Consider the following 11,620-nt stretch of genomic DNA (forward strand, 5'->3'; position numbering starts at 1 on the left):
AAGTTCTGACGATGAATGTAGAATCCCCTCGCCTTTAGGCAGGGGAGTGTCAATTTTAGTTTCCGATCTTGCGTCTTCAATCACTGGTGCAGAGATTCTTGTTGATGGTGGACAAACTCCTGGAGTATGATTTGCAGTCGAATCTAGCTATATTTAGCAACGAGGGAGATATGAACGATCCATTTCATCAGAAAGAAGGTTGGAACCAATGTCTCAAAATGCTGAAGATACTCAGCTGGCTGCACAGTCAATCCCTTATGCTGAATTAGACCCACAACAACAAAAACAACGACTCCAAGAACTAGCACTTGTTTTTTTAAAATTGGGCGCGATCGCCTTTGGAGGTCCAGCAGCTCACATCGCAATGATGGATTCAGAGGTGGTGACTCGTCGCCAATGGTTGAGCCGCGAGAAGCTTTTAGATTTGCTAGGTATAACCAACCTGATACCTGGTCCCAATTCTACCGAGTTGGCAATTCATATTGGGTATGAAAGAGCTGGATGGCTTGGACTGCTCGTTGCTGGTTCATGCTTCATTTTACCTGCCATGATTATTGTTTGGACTCTGGCAGCCATTTATGCTCGCTACCAAACCATTCCTCAAGTTGAATGGTTACTCTATGGTATTAAACCCGTAATTATTGCCATTGTCGTACAAGCAGTGTGGCTGTTGGGTAAAAAAGCTATTAAGGATATTCCAACAACTCTTGCTGCAATAGCCGTAATTGTCGCCTTTTTCCTCAAGGTGGATGAACTGCTGTTGCTACTGCTGGCTGGGCTAGGGGTAATGTTCTTAAAAAATCTGTGGCAGAGGAAAAATAGAACATCAGCAGCTTGGCTACTACCGATTTCTCTAGTTATGGGACAGACAGGAGGTGCAGCTGTCGCGACTCCTGTGAGTTGGCTCCGGGTGTTTCTGTTGTTTTTAAAAATCGGCTCGGTGTTGTACGGTAGTGGCTATGTATTGTTAGCTTTCTTACAAAAAGAACTCGTAGAACAGAACCATTGGCTGACTTCTCAACAGCTTTTAGATGCGATCGCTATTGGTCAGTTGACACCAGGTCCAGTATTTACCACAGCTACTTTTATTGGCTACTTACTGGCAGGTCATGCAGGAGCGATCGCCGGAACAATTGGTATCTTTTTGCCTGCCTTTGTTTTGGTATGGATTGTTAACCCTTGGGTTCCTAAGCTACGTCAATCTTCTTGGGTGAGTAGTTTTTTAGATGGAGTAAATGCAGCTTCTTTGGGACTGATGGCAGTAGTTACCTATACCTTGGGACGCGCTGCAATTGTAGATTGGTTGACTGTGGTATTGACACTCCTGAGTTTAATTGCTGTTTTTCGCTTCAAAATCAACTCAGCTTGGTTAGTCCTTGGGGGTGGATTCGTAGGATTTGTCGCACGATTTTTGAACGGTGCGATCTTGCAGTAGAAAGCTGCCTTTTGGGCGATCGCAAAATAAAATATCGGCTCGCTTTCGGTCTCACACACTCACTCTAAAGGATATTTCCCTGATTTGTACCCAGTAAACCGGAAACGAAAATCTTTAAAACCCTTGCTATGCATTGCATATGACTTGTGTCAAAGGGGGAAGTTCAGATTAGATGATTAGTGGGATTTTTGAGAATTGCATTGGGTCGAATAATGTTGAGATTAGCCTCAAATATTGGGCTGAGTTTGGCTACCAAGTTGGTCGATCCCTCACTCTTCCACTGTTAATATCCAAATCTTAAAATTTAGGGATTTATAGTTTTTGAACTCGTCTTCAGATATGTCTAAATTTTGCATTGCAGTTAGCTGATAACTTCCGTCTATTTGTGGAGAGATGCGGCTCCTAAAACCTAGGTGTGAAAAAAAGTCTACAATCTGTTGTTGATTATCAAAGCCTGTTTTGTGCACATCACGCTGCGTTGTGCCTTGGACTCCTTGCGCGATATTCTGCAATTCTGAGTGAGTCTGTAAACGTCCTTCATGCTCAGCGTTTGTTAGAAAATCAGGAGTGATCCACGCGCCACCGAAGCGGGAAAGAACGGAATGGATGTTGCGTGCTGCCCTCTCCTTTTCTTCCATTGAAAGGTAATGATAAAGTCCTTCGTGGATGACGGCTACTGGATGATTTGGCTTAAAGTGACGGATGGCTGATTCAATTTCAGGAAACGAAAGAATGTTTACGGCATCAAAGAATAAATTCTTGCGCTCTTTTAGGCCGTGATTAGATATAATTCTTGACAGGATTTGTTGCTTTTCTTGCATTAGCTCAGGAAGATCTGTCTCCACATAAATATACTCTGGGTCTTCAGTCATAGCTAGCCCACGAAATGATAGCCCACTGGCTAACTCCAAAACCTGCGTAATGCCCTCTTTCTTGATCGCGCTGACAATACTTTTATAACGTATCTCAGCAGCAAGAGCTGCCCATTTCAAAAATTCTGGTGTGAGGTTCGTTCCTTGTGAGAAATTTTTTAAAACATCTTCTGCATGTATCAGTGTAGCAACATCCCTGCTAAAGGGAATATCTGAAAATTGCCGGAAATAAGCCACCAACTTGGCAGTTGGGCTAATCTTACTATGATCAGGACTAGTCGTTTTCACTGATTTACTCCTATTGTTGTTAGATCAGAGGATATTGTCTATGGTAAAGAGATTGTACTCTAAAGACTAACCTTATTGTCTTTCATAACTAGCGAATTGGCTTATAGGAATCCTATCTGATTCTTGAACATAATTTTAAAGAAAATCCTTATATAGGAATCCGGTTTGATTTGGTGAGACCAGTGCTGCAGGAGGGAAACCCTCCGTAGGCATCTGGCGAACCCGAAGGGTGAACTAACAAAGTAGGGGGGAGGGAACTCTGAACAGGGAACTCTGAACAGGGAAGAAGCAATAAAGGTGTACCTAGCTTCGTCAAAAATCAAATAGGAATCCTATAAAACGGGCTTTGCAGTCTCAGTATGTTTTCAAAAATCAAACCAGAGTCCTATATTTATAAATAGTGTGAGAGAAACAGACTCAGAATTCAGGAACTAAGCTACAATATTTGTTCTTTAATTTTATTCTAAAACTTCCTCCCATTTGCATAGATCAAATAGTTTTCTGTAACCTTTACATCAGCTTTAAAACCAACTTCCGTCAGCTTGTTTTGCAGTTCATCTGGCTGATAAAAAATTTTGACAATCTGATATTCTTGACCATCATTTAACTTACGGCTTTGATATATACTGCCGTCATCATTCAGGATATGGTTATTAGCTGTGGATGTAGGTTCAAAGCGCGAGTCAACAATAAATACTTGTCCACCAACACGAACAGATTTATAGACTTTTGTTAAAAATGATTTAAGTAATTTTGGTGGAACATGAGATAACCAGAAGGAGAAAAATACTAAATCATATTCAGTATCGGGTTCCCAGGCAAATAAATCAATTTGGCGATATTCCACCTTTGGTGAATTTAACTTGCTGCGATTAATTTCAATGACTTCTTCAGAAGCGTCAATTGCAGTAATTTTCTTACCAACATTTAAAAGTTCCTGCGTCCAGATTCCCGTTCCACTGGCTAACTCTAAGATTTTATCGTTTTGTCCAACTTTTTGTAAAGCCTGCTTGACAACATCAACTTCGTTGAACCAGCGCTGATTTATTTCCTCACCGCGATCATAACGACGAAGGCGATAGAACCATTCATCATATTCGTTTGCTCTAGCACGATAGTAGGCTATTTGTTCTTGAATGATTTTATCTATCATTGCCAGCTTCCTCATCCGCTTGAATCAAAGTCCTTAAAGTTACTTTTCTTTGACGCTGATTGCAGCTTACCTCACTTTTTCACGTTGCTCTTGAAGCTTTAACTTGTGAATTATTCATTTTATATGTAAACTGATAAGTTTACCGTAATATAATCTCAATAATTGCATAGCTTGCTCTAACAAGCAATAGTTTCCTGAATGTTGAGGCGATGGCGCAAAGCGCCCACCTGAAGGCTTTGCGCAGGCACTTGCGTTCGGTGATCCCAGGGACAGTTTGTTGTGTTGTGAGAGCGTCAATAATTTGTCACGAATAGTTCTATCTTTAATTAACCTGATAGCAAACACATTAGAGAACGCATATGCCACATGTCTTTACCAGCCCAGAGGGTTGCGCTTTTGCCATTAGGGCTAGAATCCAGCAACTCTTGGAGTTCTTTCGCAAACTCTTCGTTGGAGTTGTGGACAAGGATATGGACTGGTTCAGCACCCATTTCCAGCATGAAGCCCACCACACTGTACACGAGATCTGGATCGCCGTAGATAGCGAAGCGCTTGCCGTGAACCCATGCATGGGAGTCAGTCATCGCATCGACTGCCCGACCGCGTTCAATTTCCAGTTCTTCGGGAATGGGTTTACCAGTCAGTTCACTGAGTTTCATCAAGAACTCATCAGTACCCTTAATACCCCAAGGACGAGAAACGGTAACCTCTTGCTTCCATTCTTTGGCGATGTAATCGCGAGTCTTGGGAGTAGAGTGTGCTTGTAGAGCAACTGTAGCTTTAGCATTAATTGAATCTGCTGCTTCTTCCAGCGGAGTACCGCCTGGGTACATATCAAACTCACCTGTGTTGGGTGAATCCAGATAGTCGCTGTTATCTGCCAGTATCGTGTAATCGATACCCATCAGATTACACATCCGCTTGATTTCCCGGTTGTTACCAACATAGGTGTCAAAACCAGGGATGAAGTTGATTTTGCCATTGCTGGTTTCTTTCTTTTTACCTGCAGTTAGGTTAGAAAGAATACCCTTCATCATGTTGTCGTAGCCTGTGATGTGAGAACCAACAAAGCTAGGAGTGTGAGCAAAAGGTACTGGAAAATCTTGAGGAACTGAACCTGCATTCTTAGCGTTGCCTATGAAAGCCTGCAAGTCATCACCAATGACCTCTGCCATACAGGTGGTGCAGACAGCAATCATCTTGGGCTTGTAGAGTTGGTAGGAGTTTGCCAAGCCGTCAATCATGTTTTGCAGTCCACCAAATACCGCTGCGTCTTCTGTCATGGAAGAAGATACGCCGGAAAATGGTTCTTTGTAGTGACGGGTTAAGTGGGTGCGGAAGTAAGCAACGCAACCTTGGGAACCTTGAACAAAAGGTAGAGTGCCTTCAAAACCAACAGCAGCAAAGATTGCGCCCAATGGTTGGCAACCTTTAGCAGGGTTAACGGTCAATGCTTCACGGGCGAAGTTCTTTTCACGATACTCCCAACTCTTCGTCCATTCTGCAACCCTTTTTACTTCTTCAGGGTCGTGTCCGTTTTCAAACTCTTTCTTGTTTTGAAATAACTGTTGGTACTCTGGCTGATGAAACAGTTCTACGTGGTCTTGAATTTTCTCCGGATTCTGAGGCATTTCTCTATCTCCAAGCGAGCTAGTGGTTGGTTAATTGTGGTTTTCTCGTTGTCTCGTTCCCAGGCTCAGCCTGGGAATGCTTAGCTTGAGGCTCCGCCTCACCAATCTTGTTTGCTGGAGGCAGAACCTCCCCGAATGCGTTACCAGGCTCAGCCTGGTAACGAGGTATTTCTTAGGCGACAGCCTTAGCTTCAGCCTTAGCTTTAGCTTTCTGACTCCAAGGAGCGCCGATTAATCCCCAGGTGGGGCTGTTGAGTGCTAAATCCATGTCGCGAGCGAAGATAGCGAAGCCATCATAACCGTGATAAGGACCGGAGTAATCCTTTTTGTGGTTCAAGAGCTTTAAATGCCTAATGTTTATACCAAGCAATGTAATAATTAGACATTGTTCGTTAGTAACACATTTATTTTTAGGCTAATTTTAGGCTAAAAAAACCGCAATGGAAAAACAGAGTAAAGACAAGTATCAGCAAGCCTTTGAAGACTTGGAGCCAGTTTCATCTACAGATGGAAGTTTCCTTGGCTCCAGTCAGCAAGCCCAACAGCAAAGAGAGCATATGAGAACAAAAGTACTACAAGAATTAGAGAAAGTTAATCAACGTTTGAAATCTGCAAAGACAAAAGTGACAATTAGGGAATCAAATGGAAGTTTGCAGTTACGTGCTACGTTACCAATTAAACCGGGAGATAAAGACACAAATGGCACTGGAAGAAAACAATACAATATTAGCTTGAATATTCCTGCTAATTTGGATGGATTAAAAACGGCGGAGGAAGAATCTTATGAATTAGGAAAGTTAATTGCTCGGAAAACCTTTGAATGGAATGATAAATATTTAGGTAATGAAGCAATTAAAAAAGACTTTCAAACGATAGGAGAGTTACTTGAACAATTTGAAAATGAGTATTTCAAAAATCATAAACGCACCACAAAAAGCGAACATACTTTTTTTTATTACTTTTCTCGAACAAAGCGATTCACCAACCCCAAAGATTTGGCTAGTCCAGAAAATCTGATAAATTCAATTGAAAAAATCGATAAAGAATGGGCTAAATATAACGCGACAAGAGCTATATCTGCATTTTGCATAACATTCAAAATCGAAATTGATTTATCTCGATATTCCAAAATGCCGGAGAATAATTCCCGGAACATACCAACCGATGTGGAAATATCCGCAGGGATTATCAAGTTTGCAGATTACCTAAACAACAGAGGTAATCAAGTTAACCAAGATGTTAAAGATAGTTGGCAGCTTTGGCGCTGGACTTATGGAATGTTAGCAGTTTTTGGTTTACGACCACGAGAGCTTTTTATCAATCCTGATATCGATTGGTGGTTAAGCGAAGAGAACGCAGACATGACATGGAAAGTTCATAAAGATTGCAAAACTGGAGAAAGACAAGCATTACCATTACATAAACAATGGATTGAAGACTTTGATTTAAGAAATCCTAAATATTTAGAGATGCTGGCAACAGCAATTAGTAAAAAAGATAATACTAATCATGCAGAGATAACAGCATTAACACAACGAGTGAGTTGGTGGTTCCGGAAAATCGGATTGGATTTTAAGCCGTATGATTTACGTCACGCTTGGGCAATTCGGGCGCATATTCTAGGAATTCCAATCAAAGCAGCGGCGGATAATTTGGGACATAGTGTGCAAGTTCACACCCAAACTTATCAGCGTTGGTTTTCGCTTGATATGCGGAAGTTAGCGATTAATCAGGCTTTGAGTAAGAGGAATGAAATTGAGTTAATTAAGGAGGAGAATACAAAATTGAGGATGGAGAATGAAAAGTTGAAGCTGGAGATTGAAAAGTTGAAGATGGAGTTGGTTTATAAGCGTAGTTGAATTGTGTTCGTTAATTAAGGACTTTCAGTAAAAAATATGTTGCCATAGTTCCATTCTTTTCGTTTTTCTCATGAACCTTAAGTTCATGTATAGGGCTGTACTTAGAAGTAAATCTGCTAACTCGCCCTCTTGTAATCCGTACGCAAATACGCTAGACTAGCTGTTTAATTCGCATATACTAATAAATATAGTAATAATAAGAGGGAATAAATGGCTGGCAGCATCTCTACAGTTGATCTGTTTTGTGGTGCTGGAGGACTGACTTATGGGTTTGAGCAAGGAGGTCTTCCAGTTAGAGCTGGATACGATATTGATCCAGCGTGTCAATTTCCATATGAACACAACACCAAAGCAGAATTCATACTAGAAGATGTGGAGCGTATTAACGGTTCTGATTTAGCAAAGCACTTTTCTGGCAGTAGTGTTAAGGTCTTGGCAGGTTGTGCTCCTTGTCAACCTTTTTCAAGCTACTCAAGACGTTACACGGATAAAGAATCAAGATGGAAGCTTCTGCAAGATTTCGCTCGTCTTGTACAGGAGTGTGAGCCTGAAATTGTTTCGATGGAAAACGTACTTCAGCTAAAGTACCACTCAGTTTTTTATGAATTTATCCAGCAATTAGAGGATTTAAGCTATTCATTTGAAACTTACGAAGTTAATTGTTCAGATTATGGAATTCCTCAAACTCGAAAACGTTTAGTTCTTCTCGCCTCGAAGTTTGGTAAAATTGCCTTGATTAAACCCACGCATAATACAGAAAAATACGGAACAGTACGTAAAACGATCGGACATCTGGAACCTCTTTTTGCGGGTCAAGCATCTAAAACTGATAGACTTCATCAATGCAGTAAATTATCTCCTCTAAATCTTCAGCGTATCCGTGCTTCCAAACCTGGTGGAACTTGGCGTGATTGGTCTAAAGACTTAATAGCTAAATGTCATACCAAAATCAGTGGTAAAACTTATCCAGGAGTGTACGGTCGGATGGAATGGGATCGACCTAGCCCAACCATCACCACACAGTGCTTTGGTTTCGGTAATGGACGCTTTGGACATCCTGAACAAGATCGGGCCATATCTCTTAGAGAAGCAGCATTATTACAAACTTTTCCAGCAGACTATGAATTTGTAGCCCCTAATGAACCTGTTGTGTTTGAGCGTGTAGGAAGATTAATTGGAAACGCTGTTCCTGTCAAACTAGGTCAAGTTATTGCTCAAAGCATTCTGCAACATATCCATGAAGTTATTTAAGGAGTGCCTACAAGAGAAGAATCCAAATATTCTTTCGCATTCAAATACTTTTCAATATTTTTCAATATCTGTCGAATATATTCTATTACCTCTTCCTTAACTTTTAGAAGGTCTCCGATGCTTATATCTTTACCAACTTCAGAGAATGATTTGTTCCCATGAGCTAGATCGTTACGGTTCCGCATAATAATATACAAGTTCTCACCATGCTTTGTTTTAGAGTAATCGGTATCACAGGAAAAACCGTATTTTCTAGCTGTTTTTGTAATTTCATCTCGATCAATGTTTCCTGAGAATAATTCTCTACTTTTGAATCCAGCAGTAATAATATCAAGGGAAATGTCTGTTATCCTAGTATGAATATCCTCAGGAGAACGGTTTTTGAAGTTTTGAAGTACAACTTTTCTAATTTCAATTCTAACAGAATTAAACGAAACTTTCTTACCTTTTAACTCATCAAAAATAGCTTCAATGGCATTCCTCATACTTGATTCTATAAGATTATAGAGGAGTAGAAAACCGTTGGCTTTTAGGGTCTTAGCCAACTCAGGATCAATAGCTCTAATCTTTTGCCCACCACCATCCTCTGATACAGCCAACTTAATTGTCTCATTAATTAGTCCTTCTAGGAATAAAAAATATTCATTAATTTCTTGGACACGAGCATTAAAATCTAACAGAACTGTTTGCATACCTAATTTAGAAGTTGATCACGCACATACTCAATACGCCGAATGACTTTGGGTCTAGAGTTGCTTGCATCAGAGGTTGTGTACTCCTTGAACTCTGGTGAATCGAGCCAATCTATTGAGCTTGGTTCCAAATCGCTTTTCTCTCGAAGTGCAAGCGCGACACCTACAGAGATAGCTTCAAAGCGAATTCTAGGTGTTCTAACATGACCTTTTGCTTTAGTAAATCCGTTAGGGAAATATTTTTCAACAAAATCCAACATTGTATGAAATGTATTGCGAAAAGCATCCTTATCAATTTTGGAATTATTATGTGCTTCTAGATATTCATTTAAAAATACATTAACTTGTCTTTCAAAATTTTTGTAATTATCTAAGTACGCAAAGAAGCGTAGTACAAATTCTTCGGGTTCTCGGCTGCGACGCGATGCTTCTGATAAAGGGCATAGTTTTACAAACTTTGGTTCTTTTGCAAGTTCTTCCAATAAATCAACAAATGGACCAGGAGATATTCCTCTCCGCTTCTCCATATCATTAAGTGCAATACTGCCTGTGTTTATACGCTCAAACAAATCTCTACGTACTTCTTCATCAGCTTTTTCAGTAAGCACAATCATGCGAATAGTAGCGCGATTAAAGCGTCTCTGTCGAGCAAGCGGTAAATCACTAAATCGAAAACCATTAAGCCTTGTTAGTTTCTTTAGTTCGCATAATTTTAATTCATTATTAAGGAACCTATCTAAAGCACGAATACGTTGAGTTCCATCTACAATCTCCAATCGACCTAAATCATCTTTTTCCGGTCGTAGATCAGCAACGAAAATATATGGAATAGGTAATCCCAAAAAAATAGATTCGACAAACTTCGATTGGCGAGAATCTTCCCAAATAAGTTCTCTTTGGTAATCGGGTATATATAACTCACTAATGTCTTCCTCTAAGTCCTCTCTATATTTCTGAACAAGGACTTCTACTGGATACTCTTTTGTATCGTAGTCAACTATTTTTTGTTTTTCACGGATTTCTTCTTCTGCTGCTTCTCTTTGCTCATCAGTAATCTGTGGATCTGGTGGTATGTTTGGGGCTTTCGGCATTTTGATCTCCAGTTCTGGCAGAATGCGTATATTACATGTACAGGATGATGAAACCTCGATCAGTATATCTACGATTTTAACGGTTTACTGATAAATTGACCTAGGGCAAGGAGTTCAGCAGTTTGAGTTTTGTAGTTGAATAAGGAGAAGTAATGTTGTGATGTTGCATAAAGTTAAAAAAGAGTGTCCAATCTGCTTTAAGTTCTATGGGAAGAGCGATCGCCCACAACTCAAACTAGGTGATCGCTATAATTGTCCTTTAGATTTTAGGTCGCTCAAAGCATAACTTACTCAAGCAACCAACCAAACAAACCTTCTACAGTAAGGTTGAAATCTTTAGCAAATTCTGGCATGGGCAAACGTGTTCCTGGTTCATCGTAAAAAGTGGGGCTTTGATCTGGTGGGTAAACAAACACAGATTGTTCTTCTGGATCAATGAGCCATCCCATCTGAGTTCCATGCTTGAGACAATGCAGAATATTTTTGGTAACTTTAGTTTGACTTTGATCAGGAGATAGGATTTCGATTGTCCAATCCGGGGCAATTGAGAAGATGTTAGCAACCCCACCATTTTCCTTGCGTGGAATTCTTCCCCATAAAAACACTGAAATGTCAGGTACAATTGAGCGTCCACCATAGACGCTCGAAGAGCGGCTTCCCGCAGGGTAGGTACAGCGAAGTTCACAGAAAGCTCGCGCTATCTGTTTGGATTTTACGACCAAGTTGATGGCAGGTGCTAACTCAGTTTGAATGACGCTATGTTCTCCTTGTGGCATTGGTTTTTGGATAATACGCCCATCAATATATTCACTGGTAGGTTCCGTCTCCGGCAGCTTTAAGAATTCTTCTAAAGTTACGAGTTTAGCAGGGATTTGTACCATTTAAGGTTTCCTGAAGAGGGGTAAGTTGCACTGCTTTTATTTGTTATTCTACGAGATGGATCAATGAGTTAGCACACGCGAACAAATAGAACGAACCCTACCAGGGATTTGATACCATTAACAAAATAGGCGATAGCGAAGCGCTGCTGCTTTCAGCAGATCGTGCAAGGGTTCGGCTCTTTCTGGGAGCATCGCCCTTTGGGCAGCTCCATAGGAGCGTCACCTTCGATGATTGCAATCGTCAGCAAATTTGCAAAAACACTATGGCAAAGCGTAAAAAAAGCAATCTTCAGTGGATTAAAGAAACGCTTGAACTAAAACCCGATCATCATTGGGAATCTCCACCAGGCTACAAAATTTTTGTAGCAGATAGGGGGGCTGTTCGCTTCAATGTTCCCCAAAATTGGGTTTTTGAGCCACAAGAAAAATCGTTCAAGTTCCTCGATAGAAAATCCCCCAACGATGAT

At 40.6% G+C, this 11,620-nt stretch carries 10 protein-coding genes and 1 pseudogene; 4 read left to right on the top strand and 7 right to left on the bottom strand.

From position 1 onward, the window contains the following. The first annotated feature begins 208 nt into the window (after nucleotides 1-208). Nucleotides 209-1,435, top strand: coding sequence for a chromate efflux transporter (gene chrA, locus DP116_RS18330; RefSeq protein ID WP_169156539.1), 1,227 nt, complete (start codon nucleotides 209-211; stop codon nucleotides 1,433-1,435). Nucleotides 1,436-1,704: 269 nt separating this feature from the next. Here the strand turns inward: chrA and DP116_RS18335 are convergent, their stop codons facing one another. From DP116_RS18335 to DP116_RS29455, 4 genes and pseudogenes are all read right to left on the bottom strand, one after another. Next, nucleotides 1,705-2,544, bottom strand: coding sequence for a class I SAM-dependent methyltransferase (locus tag DP116_RS18335; protein WP_211173363.1), 840 nt, complete (start codon nucleotides 2,542-2,544; stop codon nucleotides 1,705-1,707). A 514-nt stretch (nucleotides 2,545-3,058) separates the two neighbouring features. Next, a complete protein-coding gene (locus DP116_RS18340) occupies nucleotides 3,059-3,748 on the bottom strand; it encodes a class I SAM-dependent methyltransferase (RefSeq protein ID WP_246275688.1) in 690 nt (229 codons plus the stop codon). Nucleotides 3,749-4,074: 326 nt separating this feature from the next. Then, entirely contained in the window at nucleotides 4,075-5,379 is a 1,305-nt protein-coding gene (gene nifK, locus DP116_RS18345; RefSeq protein WP_169156542.1) for a nitrogenase molybdenum-iron protein subunit beta, read from the bottom strand. A gap of 172 nt (nucleotides 5,380-5,551) precedes the next feature. Then, nucleotides 5,552-5,710: pseudogene (locus tag DP116_RS29455) on the bottom strand (nitrogenase molybdenum-iron protein alpha chain); the annotation flags it as partial. A gap of 109 nt (nucleotides 5,711-5,819) precedes the next feature. On the opposite strand from DP116_RS29455, the gene DP116_RS18355 reads away from it, so the two are divergent. Both DP116_RS18355 and DP116_RS18360 read left to right on the top strand, forming a co-directional pair. Then, nucleotides 5,820-7,238: a site-specific integrase gene (locus tag DP116_RS18355; RefSeq protein WP_211173364.1), complete on the top strand. Its 1,419-nt coding sequence runs from the start codon at nucleotides 5,820-5,822 to the stop codon at nucleotides 7,236-7,238. Between the two features lie 210 nt (nucleotides 7,239-7,448). Beyond that, nucleotides 7,449-8,489, top strand: coding sequence for a DNA cytosine methyltransferase (locus tag DP116_RS18360; protein ID WP_169156543.1), 1,041 nt, complete (start codon nucleotides 7,449-7,451; stop codon nucleotides 8,487-8,489). Here the strand turns inward: DP116_RS18360 and DP116_RS18365 are convergent. The 3 genes from DP116_RS18365 to DP116_RS18375 form a co-directional block, all read right to left on the bottom strand. After that, nucleotides 8,486-9,181, bottom strand: a complete 696-nt coding sequence (locus tag DP116_RS18365) for an MAE_28990/MAE_18760 family HEPN-like nuclease (RefSeq protein WP_169156544.1) — start codon at nucleotides 9,179-9,181, stop codon at nucleotides 8,486-8,488. The two genes, DP116_RS18360 and DP116_RS18365, sit on opposite strands and share 4 nt — an antisense overlap. Nucleotides 9,182-9,183: 2 nt before the next feature. Continuing rightward, on the bottom strand, nucleotides 9,184-10,272 hold the full coding sequence (locus DP116_RS18370; RefSeq protein WP_211173365.1) for a DUF262 domain-containing protein: 1,089 nt from the start codon (nucleotides 10,270-10,272) through the stop codon (nucleotides 9,184-9,186). Nucleotides 10,273-10,559: 287 nt separating this feature from the next. After that, nucleotides 10,560-11,153, bottom strand: coding sequence for a Uma2 family endonuclease (locus DP116_RS18375; protein ID WP_169156545.1), 594 nt, complete (start codon nucleotides 11,151-11,153; stop codon nucleotides 10,560-10,562). 263 nt (nucleotides 11,154-11,416) lie between these two features. Here DP116_RS18375 and DP116_RS29460 point away from each other — a divergent pair. Continuing rightward, nucleotides 11,417-11,620, top strand: a 204-nt coding sequence (locus DP116_RS29460; protein WP_500676657.1) for an Alr1449 family protein, incomplete at its 3' end; no start/stop codon positions are given.

The sequence above is a fragment of the Brasilonema bromeliae SPC951 genome (assembly GCF_012912135.1).
Taxonomy (GTDB): domain Bacteria; phylum Cyanobacteriota; class Cyanobacteriia; order Cyanobacteriales; family Nostocaceae; genus Brasilonema; species Brasilonema bromeliae.

Bases quoted from the DNA above. Each gene is read 5' to 3' on its own strand.
- chrA (WP_169156539.1), top strand. From the start codon at position 209: ATGTCTCAAAATGCTGAAGATACTCAGCTGGCTGCACAGTCAATCCCT.
- DP116_RS18340 (WP_246275688.1), bottom strand. From the start codon at position 3,748: ATGATAGATAAAATCATTCAAGAACAAATAGCCTACTATCGTGCTAGA.
- nifK (WP_169156542.1), bottom strand. From the start codon at position 5,379: ATGCCTCAGAATCCGGAGAAAATTCAAGACCACGTAGAACTGTTTCAT.
- DP116_RS18355 (WP_211173364.1), top strand. From the start codon at position 5,820: ATGGAAAAACAGAGTAAAGACAAGTATCAGCAAGCCTTTGAAGACTTG.
- DP116_RS18360 (WP_169156543.1), top strand. From the start codon at position 7,449: ATGGCTGGCAGCATCTCTACAGTTGATCTGTTTTGTGGTGCTGGAGGA.
- DP116_RS18365 (WP_169156544.1), bottom strand. From the start codon at position 9,181: ATGCAAACAGTTCTGTTAGATTTTAATGCTCGTGTCCAAGAAATTAAT.
- DP116_RS18370 (WP_211173365.1), bottom strand. From the start codon at position 10,272: ATGCCGAAAGCCCCAAACATACCACCAGATCCACAGATTACTGATGAG.
- DP116_RS18375 (WP_169156545.1), bottom strand. From the start codon at position 11,153: ATGGTACAAATCCCTGCTAAACTCGTAACTTTAGAAGAATTCTTAAAG.